Consider the following 17,157-nt stretch of genomic DNA (forward strand, 5'->3'; position numbering starts at 1 on the left):
CTTGGGGGAAAACTATAGTGTACGCCGTACGGAAAAGCTAGACTAAACCTTCATGACCGAGTTCACCGGCGCTTCTGATCGCGACAACACCCTCGCGCTCCTGTGGCGCGAGCAACTGGGAGAACCGCGCGGGACCCGAGGACCTCGCCAGAAGGTGAGCGTCGACCAGATCGTCGACACAGCGATCTCGGTTGCCGACGACGACGGAGTCGAGGCCATCTCGATGCGCAAGATCGCTGAGCGCATCGATGTCTCGACGATGTCGCTGTACACCTACGTCGACTCCAAATCGGCTCTGATCGACCTCATGATCGATCGCGTCACGTCGTGGCTGCCACGAGAGCCGCTCGACCATCTGCCGTGGCGGGCTCGCCTGCAGCGCATCGCTCGCCAGCAGCTGGAGCACTACAGACGGCATCCGTGGCTGTTTCAGGTCAACACCTCACGCCCACCGCTGGGGCCGGGAATCTCGGACCAGTATGAGTATCAGCTCTCAGCGGTCGAAGGGATCGGCCTCACCGATCTCGAGATGGACGGCGTCATCACCCTCGTCGGCAGCTTCGTTGAGAGCACAGCGAGAGCCGAGGTCGACGCGCGGCGCGGCGCCAGTCTGTCAGGACAGAGCGACCTGGAGTGGTGGGAGGCGAACGCGACTGTGCTGGATGCCGTGATGGATGCCGAGCGGTTCCGTTTGTCTGGTCGCGTCGGAACCGCCGCCGGCGAGGCCTACCAGTCCCCCTCGAGCCCCGACTTCGGATTCGAGTTCGGGCTCGGCGTTCTACTCGACGGAGTCGAGCGCATCATCGAGCGGCGTCGGCACCTGCCGGATGCTCCGCAGTGAGGCCGGAGGCCTCTCTATGCCGGATGGCGCGACGTCAGGGGAGCTTCATCCTCGAGTCCATCCGCCCCGGTGCCATAACCGTTGCACCTGTGTGCGAGCTATGCGATAGGGTGAAGACCTACTTGTCACCAATTTGAGGGGTATTTCTTTGTCTGGAAACCTTATGAAACGTCTTGGCGGCGGCATCGCCGCCGTGGGACTCGCTCTCGGCGGCGTCGCGATCAGCTCGGCTCCCGCGATGGCAGCGCCTGCACCTGAGGCCACGATCGCCGTTGCCGACACCACGTTCACCGCCGGCAGCTGGGGCGACGGCATCGAGGTCACCGGTGAAGGCTTCCCGGCCGACACCGACGTCAGGGTCTACCTGGGCGCACAGGGTGAGAACGGCGGCGGCGAGATCGCCGGCGTCGACGTCACCACGGACGCCGACGGAAACCTCGTGGCGACCATCGTTCCCGATGCATCGAACCCGCCGGTCTCGCCAGACGAGAACGGCTTCCCGGTCTACGCCGTCAACTACTCGTACCAGGACGGCGAGGGCGAGTACGTCTTCGGCGAGGGCGTCGAGCTGACGATCCTCCCCGGAACCGCGATCACCGGCCCGGCCGAGGTCGACCCGCAGGCGCTGAAAGACGGCGTCGAGGCACAGATCGTCGGATTCGGCGATGACAGCACCGTGAGCGTCTCGCTCGAGATCCTCGACCCGGACACCAACGAGTGGACAGTGCTCTCGACCACCAACCAGCCTGTCGTCGACGGCGCCGGCGCTGTGTCGGTCACCGCTTCGTACACCGACGGCAGCCTCATCGAAGCCGGCCGCAGCTTCCGAGTCGTCGTCACAGGCGACACCTCGGGTGCCGTCGCGACCTGGTACTTCGTGACCGCTGGTGCCGTTGCACCGACTCCGGTCGACCCGGCACCTGTCGACCCGGCGCCCACGGCACCGGTCGATGGCGGCACCACTCCCGTTCTCGCCGAGACCGGTGCGAACGACCAGGGTCTGCTCGTCGGAGGAGGACTCGCTCTCTTCGTCCTCGCCGCGGGCGCTGCTGCTCTGATGGTTGCCCGTCGCAAGGCGGCACTCGAGAGCTAGTCAGGTCTGACAACCCGTACTGAACGGAGCCCCTCCGGTGATCACACCGGAGGGGCTCCGTCTCTGCGGGCACCTGTGCGCGGGCCACAGCTCACGCCAGAGCTCGCGCCACGGCCCGCGCCGCAGTCACCGCTGTTCGACGAGGGGAACACGGATGACACGGTCGCCGCCGGGGTCACCGCCCGTTCCCGTGGTGGCATCCGTGTTCGAGGTCATCAGCCACAGGGAACCGTCCGGGGCGACGTCGACGGTGCGAATGCGACCGTACTCGCCGACGAAGTGCGCAACCGGATCCCCGGCGGCGTTCGGGCCGTTCACGGGGAGCTGCCAGAGCCGCTCGCCGCGCAGAGCGCCCATCCAGAGCGACCCACCGGCATACACGATGCCCGATGGAGACGCTTCTTCTGGACGGAAGGTGAAGATCGGAGGCTGGCCGGTGTCGCCCTCGACGCCCTCGGTCTCAGGCCAGCCGTAGTCGGCACCGGGAGTGAGCACATTCACTTCGTCCCAGGTGTTCTCGCCCAGCTCCGACGCATACACGGTGCCATCGGGGCCGAAGGCGATCCCTTCCACGTTCCGATGCCCCGTTGAGAAGACGGCGGTGCCGAACGGGTTGTCCTCTGGGATCGAACCGTCGAGCGCCACCCGAAGAACCTTGCCGTTCAGCGAGGTCTCATCAGCGGCATTCTCGCGTTCACCAGCGTCGCCGGTTCCGATCCACAGGTATCCGTCCGGCCCGATCTCGAGCCGGCCGCCATGATGCCGGTCCGCCGTGCGGATGCCGTCGAGCAACACGCGCTCCTCGGTCAGGGAACCGAAGTCTTCGGCAATGCTCAGCGCGACGGCGCGATTGCTCTGCGACGACGACACGTAGGCGAACACGGTGCGATCCGAGTCGAATCCCGGAGACGCGGCGATCCCGAGAAGGCCGCCCTCTGCGCTCACCTCGACACCGGGCACAACACCGACGGTCTCGGCCTCACTGGCGCCCTCTGGCAGACGAAGGATCTCACCGGTGGTGCTCGACGAGATGAGCGCTGACCCGTCTGGCAAGAACGTGAGACCCCAGGGGGTCTCGAGTCCTGTGACGAGTTCTTCGGGTTCGCCGAGGGCGAGGTTTGCTTGCGCCGTCTGCGTCGGTGCACTGCTGACGCTCGGCGGCGAAGCCGAGCCGGACTGTTGCGGCTCACTCCCCGAACAGCCGGCGAGAATCAGAGCCAGAGCGGCTGCAGAGGCTGCCGCAGCTGCCAGAGACGTGCGGTTCGAGCAGATGCCTGCCATGTCGATCGCCTCCCGCTCTCTATGGTGACCCATCGGCGACGTCATCGGAATGGCACACGGCAACCCGCGCCTGGACTCAGTGCTGTGCGGAGCCACCCGCGCGCTCACGCACGATCTCGCGAAGCGCCGGTTCGAGATCGGGGCGCGAGAACCGGTACCCCGCCTTCTCGAGACGCGCCGGCACCACCCACCGACTTTTCAGCACGAGTTCGGTCTCGGTGCGGATCACTGCAGAGCCGACCTCGAGCATCCACCGCCACGCGGGCAGGCCGATGCGCACCCCGAGAACCCGGCGGAGCATCCGCATCATGCTCCTGTTGTCAGAGGGATTCGGTGACGACACATTGATCACCCCATTGATGTCGTCGCGCTCGCGCAGGAATCGGATGACGCCGAGCACGTCGGCGATGTGCACCCAGCTGACCTTCTGCCGCCCGCCGCGAGCGCCGACCTCGTGGAACGTTCCGGCGTCGCGCCTGGCCTTCGTCGAGGGCCAGCGACCGTCGAGCTGTGGACCGCCGAGCCCGAACCGGGTGAGCCGGATCAGCGGGAGGAGGGCGCTGCCATCGCCGAGCACGATGGCCATCCGCAGCGCGACGCGCCTGGTGCCGGGCAGGTCGGGTGAGAAGAACTCTCGCTCCCAGGCTGTGGCGATGTTCACCGAGAAACCGGTTCCGATGTCACCGTGATCCTCGGTCATCTCCCGGTCTTCTGCATGACGATAGATCGTCGCCGTCGACGAGTTGAGCCAGAGCGGTGGCGGGTTCTCGCACTGGGCGATCGCCTCGGCGATGGCGCGGGTCGTCTGCACCCGCGAGCGCAGGATCTCGGCGCGGTTCGCCTCGGTGTATCGGCAGTTCACGCTCTTGCCTGCGAGGTTGATCACGAGATCGGCGCCGTCGAGAAGGTCGGTGATGGCTGCGGTGTCGCCCCACCCGACGTCGGCGCCGTTTCGGCCGATCGTCGTCACGTCGGCGCCGTCGGCGCGAAACGCCGCCACCAGATACCGTCCGATGAACCCTGACGCGCCCGCGATGACGATTCGGTCTCTCATGGTCAGCCTTCCTTCTGTGCCTCGGGCGCGACCTCGTAGTGGAAGACGCCGTTGTACTCGTAGAGTGTTCCGAACACAGGATGCACGAGGGTCAGTGCAATTCGTTGCCCGATGCTCGCCGAATCCGCGCTCTCGATCAGTGTGACCACGGTGGCGATACTCCGAGGAAGCCGGCTGATGGTCTCAGCGGCAGACGCTTCATACGGCGACAGAGAGGCAGGCATGTTCTGCCACAACCCTATCCGAGCGGCCGGTAGCCGGTAGCCGCACATCCTCCCACCATGCGCTACTCCATTTGTGACGCGCGCCCCTATCTCGTGTAGCGCGTCACAAATGGAGTAGCGCGTGACGCCCGCAGCCCCTCACGTGTGCATCAGCGGCGGGCCGCTTTGGCGAGTTTCTCGTTCCGCTCCTTCTGCCTGGCCGCGACCAGTTGCTGCTCGCCCTTCAGCGTGGTCCGTGCGATCCAGTCGAGGATGCCGTTCGATTCGCCTTCGCGAAAGATCGTGCCGTAACGGATGCGGCTGAAGACGTCGCTCATTCTGGTGCGCAGGTATCGGATCGCGATGGCACCGAGCAGCCAGGCCGCGCCGAACCCGTTCGCGACCCCGACGACCGCGGCAAGCACGGTCACCAGACCGGAGCCGCTGATCGCGGCCCACACGATGACCGCCACCGTCGGCAGCACCGTCAGGCTCAAGGCCGCGATGACCACCCACACGTGAAGCGAGATGTTGCCATTGGCGTCGTTCGGGCCGACACGACGGCGCGGGTCGACACCGGGAGAGACACCGACCGCCGAGGTGAGAACGGCGGCACCGGCAGCGGCGCCGATCGTCGCCGGAATCGCCGCGATCAGATACGGAACCGCCCACCACGCCTGGCCGATCAGAAGGAACACCACCGTAACGAGAACCGCGCGCGGCAGGAACACGATGACCATCGCCCATTGGCGACCGCGAACATCCGATCGCACCGAGGTCTCGTCTTCGCCGACGACGTTCTGCCAGACAGCCGATCCATCCTGGCCATAGAGGTTGCATCCGCTGAGACCGAGCATAAAGGCGACGATGACCCCGGAGAACGCCGCGACCGGGGCGGTATAGCCGCCGAGCAGGGCGAAGATGCCGATCGCCACACCCGTCCAGACCGCCGTTGAGCTCTCGAGCGCACGCCACGCGTCTCGTCGCCACTGCCGCACCTCTTTGAGGATGACCGCTCCGGTCTGCGTGGCCGGAATCATCCCGCCGCCGGCGACAAGCCTGATGGAGCGAGGCCGCCCTCTGCGGTGCACAACGCGCGCGGAACGCGGAACCAGGAGCGCAATGGTGGCGATCACAAGAAGCAGGTCGAGCGCGGCGAGTGCGAGCAGAAGCAGCAGCGCATTGCCCCACGAGCCCGCAGCGGCCTCGTCGATCGCCAGCAGGGGCCAGGATGTCGGAAAGGCGTTGAGCACGTCGGTGATCGGCCCGGGCGGCACACCCTGCGACAGCAGCAGGGGAACGCTCTGCACGGCCACCGAGACGATCATCCAGCCGGCGAACATCGCGGCGAACATGATGCCGAACTGCACACCGGCGATCTCGATGCCCAGCTTCGTTCGCATCGCCGCGCCGAGCAGGCCATAGACCAGGCGCGACAGCGTGATGATGAGAATCCAGCTCAGCACCGCGCCGAGAACCGCGATGACGATGGTGGCCGGGGCGATGACCGCAGCCTGCCACGACGACGCGAGAAGGGCCAGCAGCACAAACCCAGACGCGATGCTCACAAAGACGCTGGCGAGCAGACCGCGCCCGACCGTCGCCTTCGACAGCGGAAGCAACGAGAAATAGTCGGGGCGCAACACACCCGCCCCGCTCATCAGAACGGGCCCGACCATTCCGCCGACCATCCAGACGGCGAAGCCCAACGCCAGAACCGAGTGACGAACGCCTTCGTCCGGCACGATGGCGGCTGCGACCCAGGTGGCCATCACAAATAATGCGCCGATGATCCATCCCGCTTTGCGCAGTCCCGCCGAGCTGTTGCGGAGCATCGCGAACTTCAGAGAGATCATTGCCCGATCCACGTCAGCTCCTCTTCGTCGATCGGAGCGGCGCCGACAAGCTCGACGAAGCGGTCTTCCAGGCTTGCGCCTGCCCGCACGTCGTCGAGAGGCCCCTGTGCGACGACAGTTCCGTTGGCCACGATCGCCACCCGATCGCAGAGCTGCTCGACGAGGGCCATCACGTGGCTCGAGATCACCACAGACCCTCCCGCGTCGGCGAAACGACGCAGGATGCGGGTCAGCACGCGGGCCGACACCGGGTCGACGGCCTCGTACGGCTCGTCGAGCACCAGCACTCGAGGGGTGTGCAGCAGGGCTGTGGCGAGACCGATCTTCTTGCGCATGCCCGTCGAGTACTCGCCGACCAGGGTGCCGAGCTGCTCGGCCTCGTCGAGTTCGAGAACGCGCAGGAGCTCAGCGGTGCGCGAGGCGACGATCTCTTTCGGCATCCTTCTGAAGCGACCCCAGTATGTGAGCAGCTCCCCGCCGGTCAGACGCTCGGGCAGAGCGAGACCGTCGGGAAGAACACCGAGCCGGCGCTTGGCCTCGATCGGGTCCGACCACACGTCCACGCCCTGCACGAATGCCCTCCCCGCCGACGGGCGCAGCAGGCCGACGGCCATCGACAGGGCAGTGGTCTTTCCCGCGCCGTTCGGGCCCACCACTCCGAAGAACGATCCGTGGGGAACCGTCAGATCGATCCCGTCGACGGCGACCTTGTCTCCGAAGACACGCCGCAGGCCCCTCAGCTCCAGCGCCCACCCGGTCGAGCTCGTTGTGTTCTCAGTCATGTCGTCCAGCGTGGCGGGGTGGCTGCTCGACCGCATCGGCCGACTGGCCAGAACCGATCGACGACCGGCCACGATGCGCGACGCACGCTCATCACGCGGGTGCGGCATCCCTATCATTGGACCATGGAGACGGCGTCGAACGTCACGATCGAGCCTGCCTGGCACGGTCTCGGCCGACGTCTGTCGCCGTTCGCCGTCTCTCGCAGTCCCGGCGAGTGGGGCAGCGACACGGTGTTCTTCGCCCTCGCACTCGTGCAATGGTGGGTGAACGGCCTTCCCGAGATTCATCCGCAGATCGCTGACTGGTTCTGGCCGATCGACCGGACCGTCGGCTTTCTCGCCTGCTGCCTGCTCTGGTGGACGAGACGCTACCCGGTGGTCTGCGCGCTGCTGTTCATTCTTCCGGGCTCGATAGCGATCACGGCGGGTCTTCCCACCCTGATCGGCGTCTGTCGCGTCGGCCTCCTGGCCGCCAGGCCGGCAACGGCCCTGCTGATCACGGCCGTGCACATCGTCTGTGCGCTCCCCTATCACCTGGTCGCGCCGATCCCGGCGATGCCCTGGGAGATGTGGGTCGTGGTGATACCGCTGCTCTACGCCCTGGCGCTCTGCATCGGCTTGCTGGGCCGCGCGCGGCGTCAGGTGATCGCCGGGCTGAGGGAGTCGGCGGCGCGTGACCGTGAGCGATATGAAGAGCAGCTGATCAGCACCCGCCGCGACGAGCGGGAGCGCATCGCCCGCGAGATGCACGACGTGCTCGCCCACCGCATCTCGCTTCTCTCTGTGCATGCCGGTGCGCTCGAGTTCAGAGCCGGCTCGACGGCTGCGCTCACTCCGGACGAGGTTCAGGCCGCCGCCCGGGTGATCCGCGAGAACGCCCATCTCGCCGTCGAGGACCTGCGAGAGCTTCTGGCGCTGCTCAGGGCCGACGGAGACGAACTCGGAACGGGCAGACCGCAGCCGCGCCTCGCCGATATCGGGGGACTCGCCGCCGAGGCCGCCGCGGCCGGCCAGCAGGTCGACCTCTCGATCGACGTGGATGCCGCCGGGGTGCGTGAATCCGTGCAGCGAACGATCTATCGCGTGGTGCAGGAGTCCCTGACGAATGCCCGCAAACACGCTCCCCTCGCGCGGGTGCGCGCGCAGGTGACAGAGAACGACAGCAGCATCCGGGTTCTCATCGACAACGCGGTTCCCGTCGGGGTCTCAGACACCGACCTGCCCGCGGGCGGCAGCGGATTGATCGGCCTGGCGGAACGCGTCCGCGTCGACGGCGGCACCCTCGTCTCTGGCATCGAGGGCGGGCGCTTTCGCGTGATCGTCGATCTTCCGGCAGGAACACGATGAGCGGCGAACGCGTCTCGGTTCTGCTCGTCGACGACGACCCGCTCGTTCGCGCCGGCCTTCGCCTGATGTTTCAGGGGCATCCGCGTGTCTCGGTCGTCGGCGAGGCGTCCGACGGCGACGAGCTGATTGCCGCTGTGCGGACGACACGTGCGGACGTGGTTCTGCTCGACGTCCGGATGCCTCGAATGGACGGCGTCACTGCCCTTCGCGCCCTGCGCGCCGAAGAGCGTGATGCGCCGGCGGTCGTGATGCTCACCACGTTCCGTGCCGACAGCGTTGTGCTCGATGCGCTTCGGGCCGGTGCCGCCGGATTCCTGCTCAAGCACACGCCTCCCGAAGAGATCCTGGCCGCCGTGACCACCGCCGCCACGGGAATGCCGACGGTCTCGCCGAGCGTTCTCGGGCAGCTCATCGACCATGTGAGAAGGAGCGGGAACGAGACGTCCGCCCCCGTGCAGAACCGCCTGGGAGAGCTCACCGAGCGGGAACGAGACGTTGCGCTCGCCGTCGCGGACGGACTGTCGAACGGCGAGATCGCCGAACGGCTCTATCTCTCGGTGGGCAGCGTGAAGGCGCACATCTCGAGCGCTCTCGCGCGCCTGGGGATCGACAATCGCGTGCAGCTGGCGATCATCGCCCACGAATCACGGGCCCGGGAGTGAGTGGTGTGCGGTCGAGCCCTGCTGGCGGAAGAGCCCGACCGTGGTCGAGCCTGCGGAGCATCCTTAACCACGCGCTACTCCATTTGTGACGCGCGCCCCTATCTCGTGTAGCGCGTCACAAATGGAGTAGCGCGTGATGATCGCAGCCTTCAGGGGCGCATCAGGCGCATCAGGGGCGCAGCAGGGGCGCGGCGAAGAACGCGAGCTCGTGCTCGGCCGCCAGCCGGAAGGCCTCCTTCATCGCAGCCCGGTTGTCCCGTGTGGCTGCCGCAGCGGCGTCGAACACGATCTGCACCGCTCGACGGGTGTTGTCCGCGAACACGGCATCCGCATAGGCATCGAGCCACGGCGCGTACGGATGCTCCGCAGACGACATCGTGTGCAGCCGTGTGCCGACATCGTGATAGAGCCAGAAACACGGGAGCAACGCGGCGACGAGCACGTTGTAGTCCGAGCGCGCGACCGCCGCGAACAGGTGATTGAGATAGGCAGTGGTCACGGGACTCGGCAACGCTTCGACGACGCCACCGTCAGCCGAGAGAAAGCTCTCGTGGAGCTGAAGCTCGGCCACGATCGCACCCCTCGCGCTGTCCGCCCAGAACGCCTGCTCAGCCTGTGTCGGTGCGAGCCTGCTCGCCTCGGCCAGTGCTCGTGAATAGTCGCGCAGATAGAGGGCGTCCTGGGCGAGGTACCAGAGGAACGCCTCACGGTCGAGGGTGCCGTCCCCGAGGGCGCGCACGAAATCGAGCTGGTCGATCTGCCCGCGGATGTCGTGGATGTCGGCCCACCACTGCTCGGCGAGGTCATCGGCGCTCGCCTGCGCGATGCCTGCACGCTCCCACAGGTCTGCGAAGTGACTGATCGGGCCGTTGCCCTCACCGACGGCGAGCGATTCCCCGGAGGCTATGCTCTCGGTCAGCCATGCCTTCGCCCGTTCCAGGGCGGGCTCCCAGCCGCCCAAAACCGGGTGGAGCGTCGCGAGCGCCGATGACAGGGAGCATCCGGTTCCGTGTGTGTTGGCCGTCGCGATCCGCGCACCGGTGAACTCGACACGGGTCCGTTCCCCCGCGAGCCGGCCCGCGGCATCCACGAGAGCGTCGGGAACGCTCTCTCCGGCGAGGTGTCCGCCCTTCGCCAGCACCGTCACGCCATACCGCTCAGACACACGGTGCGCTTGCTCGAGCACGCCTGCCCAGTCCGCCGCGACGGGCTCATCGGCGAGCACGGCGAGCTCGGGGATGTTCGGCGTCACCAGGTCTGAGAGCCGCACGAGCTCGCGCAGCGCTCTCTCCGCCTCGCGGTCGAGCAGCCGGTCACCGCTCGTCGCGACCATCACCGGGTCTATAACGACAATGGGCGGGCGAACACGGCGCAGCCAGTCACCGACGGCCGCGACGATTCCGGCGTCTGCGAGCATCCCGATCTTGACGGCGTCGATCTCGACGTCGTCGCTCACCGCGTCGAGCTGCTCGACGAGGAACGACACAGGCGGCAGGTGCACCGAGCGCACACCCTGTGTGTTCTGGGCGACGAGCGCCGTGACGACCGCCATGCCGTATCCGCCGTGTGCGGCGATGCTCTTGAGGTCGGCCTGGATGCCTGCACCCCCTGTCGGGTCTGTGCCCGCGATCGAGAGCACACGGGGCACACGGAGAACAGGGCCCGGCACAAGGGCAGACCGGGCGACGCCCGTCGAAAGGATGTTGTTCATGCAGTCGTTCCCTCTTTCCATGCTGTGACAAGATGAGCGGCCGCCGCCCTCGGATCGTCGGCCGCGCAGATCGCCGACACGATGGCGGCGCCGGCGGCGCCCGCTGCTCGAAGCCGGGGCAGGTCGCTCGCGTTCACCCCGCCGATCACAACGGCGGGCAGAGTGGTCGCGGCGATGAGCCGCGCGGCGGCGCGATGCCCGAGTGCCGCGGGCGCGTCCCGTTTGGATCTCGTGGGATGCAGCGCCCCGATACCGACGTAGTCGACGACACCGGGGTGGGCCGCGGCGTCGCGCAGCTGCTCCGGCGTCGCGGCACTCACCCCGATCACCGGTTCCGGCCCGATGAGCTGGCGCACGAGAACTGCGGACAGGTCTGATTGGCCCACGTGGACACCCGTCACACGTGCCCCGGAGGCGCGCGCCGCCTGAAAAACGTCGACCCTGTCGTTCACGAACAACGACACGCCGTCTGGGATCAGCTCCGCGATCCGCAGCACGGTGTCGAGCATGTCGCGCGCCGAGGCATCCTTCTCACGCACCTGCACAGCTGTGACGCCGCCTGCGACGGCCTCTGCGACCGTGTCGTCGATCGCGCGCCCGGCAGCGAGCGACTGCCCCGAGTCGGTCACCAGATAGAGCGAGAGGTCGGCGTTCCGCACACGGGTCATAAGAACGATGCCCGCTCGGCGATGACCTCGGCGTCGACGGAAGCGAGCGCGTCGATGAACGCCACAGCGAAGCTGCCCGGCCCGGCAGAGCGGACGGCGGCGATCTCGGCGGCGACACCATAGACCGCTGTCGCAGCAGCGGTGGTTGCCAGCCGGTCGTCGTCGAGAGAGGCGAACGCAGCCATCACGGCTCCCAGAGCGCACCCTCCTCCGGTGATTCTCGTGAGAAGCGGATGCCCGTTGCCCACCCTGATCGTGCGCCGGCCGTCCGAGATGAGGTCGACCGGTCCAGAGATCGCGACGACGGCACCGCTTGCGATCGCGAGCCCTCTGGCGTGCTCGCCGGCGGCATCCACTTCGTCTGTGCTGTCCGTTCCACGACCGCCGCCCCCGGCGCCCGCGAGTGCGAGGATCTCTGAGGCGTTGCCCCGGATGATCGTCGGACCCGCATCGACGAGGCGATGCGCGAGCGCGGTGCGCACCGGGAGCACACCGACCGCGACAGGGTCGAGAACCCACGGTGTTCCCACATCGACGGCCGCGGCCGTCGCTTCGATCGCCGCCTCACGCTGCTCCGTCGTCGGTGTGCCCAGATTGACGAGAAGGCCGGAGGCGACGCGAGCGAAAGCATCGGCCTCGTCGGGGATGTCGACCATGGCGGGCGACGCTCCGATCGCGAGCAGTGCGTTCGCCGTGACGTTTGTGACGACGCTGTTGGTGATGCACTGCACGAGCGGTGGATTCCCCCGCAATCGGGCGAGAGCACGTTGGGTGAATGAAATGAGGTCTTCTGGCGTGCGCGACATACGCGACATCCCTTCGCTAGTCCGAACTAGATCAGGTTCGACGGGTGTGTTCTCAGCCCTCGCGGGCACCCCGTGTCACAAGTGCTCTCCAGTCTAGGCACTCTTTCGTTGTGGCTCATCCGAACCGCGTCTGCTGCAGGCTCGACGAGCCCCCGTAATAGTTCGTTGTTCCCATGAGCACACGGTGACCGAGGCGACGTTGGCTCATAAACCTCGGGCGACCTCACCGGCGCAGGGCTACCGATCCACGGTCCCTCGGCTGCGCATTCAGCGAGACGCGGAACTCACGTGGCGACATCCCGACAACACGCCGAAAAGCGGTGCTGAAGGCACTTTCGGACTGGTATCCGATGGCCCCTGCGATGGCCGTGAGGGAGTCCTGCGTGCGCAGTGCGCCACGCGCTAGCTGCATTCGCCACTCAATGAGGTAGTCCAAAGGAGGTCTTCCCACTCTGGCTCTGAAGGTCGCCGCGAAGGCTGACCTCGACATCATCGCAATTTTGGCGAGCTCTTCGAGCGTCCAGCGATGGCGCGGCTCAGCATGTATAGCGCGTAACGCTGCCCCGATCCCATCGTCGGAGACCGACGCAAGCCATCCCAGTGGCTTATGGGACGAACCGGCGTGCGACCTCAGCATATGCACCAGGAGGATCTGGGCCAGATGCTCAAGGACAAGAGACCGGCCCGGCTTGTGCGTCTCAATCTCGTGGACGAGAAGGGTCGCGATATTCCAGAGCAGCCTTCCGTCAGTGTCGTCTGCTTTCACAAGCATGGCCGCGGGAAGGGATGAAAAGAGGGTCGATGCATCGGAATCTTGAAACGTGAAGTCGACGCTGCAGGTGTACGTGACAGAACCTTGAGAAATCTCGGACCCGCTCGCGGAGACTTCCTTGCCGACCGGCCCGTTCGAGTCGCGAGCTCTGGCTGCCTCAATCGAGCTTCCGAGGCCATAAGGGGGCGGATTTCCGAGAAGATAGAAGTCTCCAGCGCTCAGGAAAAGTGGTTCCAGTCCGTCGACGCACAGCCAGCACTCGCCGTGCACTATCACGCCGAGCTTGACGTGCGGGAAGGGCGAGAACTGAGCCCTCCAGGGCGCCGTCGCGCGGAGTGGGACGGGAACAACGGTCTGGGGTCGCGCCAACGCCAGGACATCACGGAAGGGGTCATGTGCATCGAGGAGGACCTCAGCGCTGGACGATCGATAAGAAATACTGGATTCCACGTTATGGACTATACGCCCAGCGCGGGGAATGATGGGTATTGGCAACAGCCGCAAGAAGTATCCATCACGTTTTATCGAAAGGACGACATGAAAGCCACACTCGGGGACAAGGTCATCGCGACTGCGGACGCCAAAGATCTCGTTATGATCGAGGGGAACTGGTATTTCCCTCCGAGCTCTATCACGTGGTCGGCGCTGGAATCGAGCCCAACGGTGTACACGTGCCCCTGGAAGGGGCAGGCCGAGTACTACTCCCTCGTCGGCGGCCCGAAGGATGTCGCTTGGGCGTACGTTGCACCCAACGCGGATGCCGTCAAGCAGGTCGGCAGAGACTTTTCCAAGTTCGTCGCGTTCGATCGCGCCGTCGTCATCAGCGAGTAGCCCGTCGTAACGGTCAGAGGTCCTGGCACGCCGCATTCCCGCGGGCCAGGGGATGAACGCGAAGCGCCTCAGAACCGCTCGATGATCGTTGCGTTGGCCATTCCTCCGCCCTCGCACATGGTCTGCAGGCCGTAGCGGCCGCCCGTCGCCTCGAGGTGATTCACGAGAGTTGTGAGAAGGCGGGTTCCGGATGAACCGAGGGCGTGGCCGAGTGCGATCGCGCCGCCACGAGGGTTGAGCTTGGCCGGGTCCGCGTCGAACTCGGCTGCCCACGCGAGTGGCACCGATGCGAACGCCTCGTTCACCTCATAGGCGTCGAGATCGTCGAAGACGAGCCCCGATCGTTCGAGGATGCGCCTGGTGGCCGGAATCGGACCGGTGAGCATATAAAGGGGATCGTCTCCCACGACAGAGAAGCTGTGGAACGCGGCACGCGGGGTGAGACCGAGCCGCATGGCCATCGACTCACTCATGATGAGCGTGCCAGACGCCCCGTCGGTCAGCGGAGAGGAGTTGCCCGGCGTGATCGACCAGTCGAGGTCGGGAAAGCGCTCGGCGAGATCCTCTGTCCTGAACGCAGCGGCAAGGCCCGCCAACCCCTCGACGGTCGTCGTCGTCCGGACCGTCTCATCACGGGCGAACATCACCTCGGCGCCATCGGCATCCGTGACCGGCACGGCGAGTATCTCGGCGTGGAACGCACCGCTCCCGGCGGCCTCTGCCGCGCGACGATGTGACTCGGCTGCGAACTCGTCGAGCCGGCGACGGCTGAAACCCCACCGCTTCGCGATGAGCTCCGCTGACACACCCTGGTTCACGAGCCCGTCTGGAAAGCGGCTTCGTACGCCGCGCCCATAGGGAGTCCCGCCGGCGGCGGCCGTGCCGAGCGGCACCCGGCTCATCGACTCGACGCCCGCGGCGATGACGATGTCATACGACCCAGCCATCACACCCTGCGCGGCGAACGTCGCCGCCTGCTGGCTCGATCCGCACTGCCTGTCGATGGTCGCGGCCGGCACTCTCGTGTCGAAACCCGCCGCGAGCATGGCGTTGCGCGCGACGTTGGCGCTCTGGTCGCCGATCTGGCTGACGCATCCGACCAGCACATCGTCGACCTGCGCGGAGTCCAGCCCGTTGCGCTCGATCAGGGCAGACAGCACGCTCGCGAGCAGGTCGGTCGGGTGGGTGCCCGAGAGCGCCCCGCCCCTCTTGCCCTTGCCGGATGCCGTGCGGATGACGTCGACGATGACCGCGCGTTCCATGATCGTGCCCCCTATGTGGTCTTCGGAACCCTGACGATGAGCGCGTCACCCTGCCCGCCACCGCCGCAGAGGGCGGCAGCGCCGATGCCCCCGCCGCGACGGGCGAGTTCGAGTGCGAGGTGCAGCACGATCCGGGAACCCGACATTCCGATCGGATGCCCGATGGCGATCGCGCCGCCGTTCACGTTCACCCGTTCCGCGTCGATGCCGAGGTCGGCTGCCGAGGCGAGACCGACAGCGGCGAATGCCTCGTTGATCTCGACCAGGTCGAGATCGGCGGGCTCGATCCCCTCTCTCTCGCATGCGACCCGGATGGCGTTGGCCGGCTGATGCTGCAGGCTCGAGTCTGGTCCGGCCACCATTCCCGCCGAGTGGATCTCGGCTATCCAGTCCAAGCCGCGGGCCTCTGCCTCGTCTCTGCTCATAAGCACAACGGCGCAGGCGCCATCGGAGATGGGCGACGAGTTGCCCGCGGTCACCGTGCCGTCTGCCCTGAATGCGGGGCGCAGCCCGGCAAGGGCCTCAACGGACGTGTCGTCGCGCACGGCCTCGTCACGGTCGAACACAACGTCACCGCTCCGCCGTGAAATCGTCACCGGCACGATCTCGCCGACGAAGCGTCCCGCACGATGGGCGTCTGCCGCCCGGTGATGCGACCGCGCCGCGAAGGCATCCTGCGACTCACGCGAGAGCGGGTGCGCATCGTTGTGCTTCTCGGTCAAGAGACCCATCGACTGCCCGGTGTAGACGTCGAAGAGGCCGTCGACCTCCATGTGGTCTGCCATGGTGATGGCGCCGTATCTCTGGCCGGCCCGCGAGCGCAGCTGCAGGTGCGGGGCCTGGCTCATCGACTCCTGCCCGCCGGCGACCACAGTCGAATACAGGCCGGTGCGGATGAACTGGTCTGCGATGATGATCGACTGGATGCCAGAGAGGCAGACCTTGTTGACGGTGAGCGAGGGCACCGTCATCGGCACACCGGCCGCGACAGCCGCCTGCCGCGCGGGCATCTGCCCGGCACCGGCGGTCAGCACCTGGCCCATAATGACCGCATCGACGGAATCAGGGGCGATCGCGGCCCGCTCGAGCGCCCCGGCGATCGCCATGCCTCCGAGTTGTGCTGCCGAGAAGTCCGTGAGCGATCCGAGCAGTCGCCCGACCGGTGTTCGAGCTCCGGCGACGAGAACAGTTGTGGTCATCGATGATCCGCCTTCCGTGTGGTAGCCCTGCGTCTACTGCGGGGCCATTCGCAGTGCGCCGTCCATGCGGACCACCTCGCCGTTGATGTAGTCGTGCTCGACGAGCATAAGCACAAGCTGTGCGTATTCGCTCGGCCGGGCGAGGCGTTGCGGAAAGGGGATGCCCGCGGCGAGCGATCCGACGACCTCTGTTCCGAGTGAGGCGAGCATCGGTGTGTCGACGATGCCTGGCGCTATCGTGTTGACCCGGATGCCCGAGCGGGCGAGATCGCGGGCGGCGGGCAGGGTCATGCCGACGACGCCAGCCTTCGACGCCGAGTAGGCGACCTGGCCGATCTGGCCCTCGTAGGCGGCGACCGAAGCCGTGTTGACGATGACACCGCGCTGCCCGTGCTCATCGGCGCTCTGCTGCGCGATCACTTCTGCGCCGAGCCGGAGCACGTTGAACGTGCCGAGAAGGTTGACCTCGATGGTCGTGCGGAACACCTCGAGCTCGTGCACCCCCTTCGACGAGAGGATGCGTTTCGCCGGGGCAATCCCCGCGCAGTTGACCACCAGTCGCAGCGGCTTCGTGTCGTCGATGGTGTCGAGCGCTGCCCGGACATCTGCCTCGCTCGTGACATCTGCGGCCGCATAACGGATGCCATCCGCCCGGCCGGCCTTCTCGATCTGCGCAGGCAGGTCGAGTCCGAGCACCGTGGCTCCGCTGGCGACGAGTTCACGAGCGGTTGCCGCGCCGAGCCCTGAGGCGGCGCCGGTGACGACGGCGGTGATTCCCTGGAGTCTCAT

17 protein-coding genes and 1 riboswitch are annotated in these 17,157 nt (G+C 66.7%); of the genes, 5 read left to right on the plus strand and 12 right to left on the minus strand.

Annotation, left to right across the window (positions count from 1 at the left end; all coding sequences use genetic code 11):
• Positions 1 to 52 precede the first annotated feature (52 nt).
• Together ACYVF5_RS09645 and ACYVF5_RS09650 are read left to right on the plus strand one after the other, a co-directional pair.
• Positions 53 to 841: a TetR/AcrR family transcriptional regulator gene (locus ACYVF5_RS09645; RefSeq protein ID WP_460945724.1), complete on the plus strand. Its 789-nt coding sequence runs from the start codon at positions 53 to 55 to the stop codon at positions 839 to 841.
• A gap of 163 nt (positions 842 to 1,004) precedes the next feature.
• Positions 1,005 to 1,934: a hypothetical protein gene (locus ACYVF5_RS09650; RefSeq protein WP_460945726.1), complete on the plus strand. Its 930-nt coding sequence runs from the start codon at positions 1,005 to 1,007 to the stop codon at positions 1,932 to 1,934.
• Positions 1,935 to 2,060: 126 nt separating this feature from the next.
• Here ACYVF5_RS09650 and ACYVF5_RS09655 read toward each other — a convergent pair whose 3' ends face one another.
• From ACYVF5_RS09655 to ACYVF5_RS09675, 5 genes are all read right to left on the minus strand, one after another.
• Entirely contained in the window at positions 2,061 to 3,215 is a 1,155-nt protein-coding gene (locus tag ACYVF5_RS09655; protein ID WP_460945728.1) for a PQQ-dependent sugar dehydrogenase, read from the minus strand.
• A gap of 76 nt (positions 3,216 to 3,291) precedes the next feature.
• Positions 3,292 to 4,269, minus strand: a complete 978-nt coding sequence (locus ACYVF5_RS09660) for an epimerase (protein ID WP_460945730.1) — start codon at positions 4,267 to 4,269, stop codon at positions 3,292 to 3,294.
• 2 nt (positions 4,270 to 4,271) lie between these two features.
• A complete protein-coding gene (locus tag ACYVF5_RS09665) occupies positions 4,272 to 4,493 on the minus strand; it encodes a hypothetical protein (protein WP_460945732.1) in 222 nt (73 codons plus the stop codon).
• Positions 4,494 to 4,642: 149 nt separating this feature from the next.
• Positions 4,643 to 6,328 (minus strand): hypothetical protein, encoded by a 1,686-nt coding sequence (locus ACYVF5_RS09670; RefSeq protein ID WP_460945734.1) that lies wholly within the window; start codon positions 6,326 to 6,328, stop codon positions 4,643 to 4,645.
• Positions 6,325 to 7,110, minus strand: coding sequence for an ABC transporter ATP-binding protein (locus ACYVF5_RS09675; protein WP_460945736.1), 786 nt, complete (start codon positions 7,108 to 7,110; stop codon positions 6,325 to 6,327). The genes ACYVF5_RS09670 and ACYVF5_RS09675 overlap by 4 nt, the downstream gene beginning before the upstream one ends.
• A gap of 123 nt (positions 7,111 to 7,233) precedes the next feature.
• On the opposite strand from ACYVF5_RS09675, the gene ACYVF5_RS09680 reads away from it, so the two are divergent.
• Positions 7,234 to 8,457 carry a sensor histidine kinase gene (locus tag ACYVF5_RS09680; RefSeq protein ID WP_460945738.1) on the plus strand — a complete coding sequence of 408 codons (1,224 nt, stop codon included), beginning with the start codon at positions 7,234 to 7,236 and terminating at the stop codon, positions 8,455 to 8,457.
• On the plus strand, positions 8,454 to 9,119 hold the full coding sequence (locus tag ACYVF5_RS09685; protein ID WP_460945740.1) for a response regulator: 666 nt from the start codon (positions 8,454 to 8,456) through the stop codon (positions 9,117 to 9,119). Before ACYVF5_RS09680 ends, ACYVF5_RS09685 begins: the two co-directional genes overlap by 4 nt.
• Before the next feature lie 169 nt (positions 9,120 to 9,288).
• On the opposite strand, the gene ACYVF5_RS09690 is transcribed toward ACYVF5_RS09685, so the two are convergent.
• The 4 genes from ACYVF5_RS09690 to ACYVF5_RS09705 all read right to left on the minus strand — a co-directional run bounded on the left by ACYVF5_RS09690 (position 9,289) and on the right by ACYVF5_RS09705 (position 13,526).
• A complete protein-coding gene (locus tag ACYVF5_RS09690; RefSeq protein ID WP_460945742.1) occupies positions 9,289 to 10,830 on the minus strand; it encodes a bifunctional hydroxymethylpyrimidine kinase/phosphomethylpyrimidine kinase in 1,542 nt (513 codons plus the stop codon).
• On the minus strand, positions 10,827 to 11,498 hold the full coding sequence (thiE, locus tag ACYVF5_RS09695; protein WP_460945743.1) for a thiamine phosphate synthase: 672 nt from the start codon (positions 11,496 to 11,498) through the stop codon (positions 10,827 to 10,829). Before thiE ends, ACYVF5_RS09690 begins: the two co-directional genes overlap by 4 nt.
• Complete coding sequence (thiM, locus tag ACYVF5_RS09700) at positions 11,495 to 12,304, minus strand: hydroxyethylthiazole kinase (protein WP_460945745.1); 810 nt, start codon at positions 12,302 to 12,304, stop codon at positions 11,495 to 11,497. Before thiM ends, thiE begins: the two co-directional genes overlap by 4 nt.
• Positions 12,296 to 12,387, minus strand: a riboswitch (TPP riboswitch). It overlaps the preceding gene by 9 nt.
• A 140-nt stretch (positions 12,388 to 12,527) precedes the next feature.
• Positions 12,528 to 13,526, minus strand: coding sequence for an AraC family transcriptional regulator (locus ACYVF5_RS09705; protein WP_460945747.1), 999 nt, complete (start codon positions 13,524 to 13,526; stop codon positions 12,528 to 12,530).
• 87 nt (positions 13,527 to 13,613) lie between these two features.
• Between ACYVF5_RS09705 and ACYVF5_RS09710 the strand changes: the two genes are divergently transcribed.
• The gene (locus tag ACYVF5_RS09710) at positions 13,614 to 13,907 is read left to right on the plus strand and encodes a DUF427 domain-containing protein (protein WP_460945749.1); all 294 of its coding nucleotides are present in this window, start codon (positions 13,614 to 13,616) and stop codon (positions 13,905 to 13,907) included.
• Positions 13,908 to 13,975: 68 nt separating this feature from the next.
• On the opposite strand, the gene ACYVF5_RS09715 is transcribed toward ACYVF5_RS09710, so the two are convergent.
• The 3 genes from ACYVF5_RS09715 to ACYVF5_RS09725 are packed head-to-tail and all read right to left on the minus strand — an operon-like array spanning position 13,976 to position 17,157.
• Positions 13,976 to 15,169 (minus strand): thiolase family protein, encoded by a 1,194-nt coding sequence (locus tag ACYVF5_RS09715; protein ID WP_460945751.1) that lies wholly within the window; start codon positions 15,167 to 15,169, stop codon positions 13,976 to 13,978.
• An 11-nt stretch (positions 15,170 to 15,180) separates the two neighbouring features.
• Complete coding sequence (locus ACYVF5_RS09720; protein ID WP_460945753.1) at positions 15,181 to 16,368, minus strand: acetyl-CoA C-acetyltransferase; 1,188 nt, start codon at positions 16,366 to 16,368, stop codon at positions 15,181 to 15,183.
• Between the two features lie 33 nt (positions 16,369 to 16,401).
• Positions 16,402 to 17,157, minus strand: coding sequence for an SDR family NAD(P)-dependent oxidoreductase (locus ACYVF5_RS09725; protein ID WP_460945755.1), 756 nt, complete (start codon positions 17,155 to 17,157; stop codon positions 16,402 to 16,404).

The organism is Okibacterium endophyticum, from assembly GCF_054780075.1.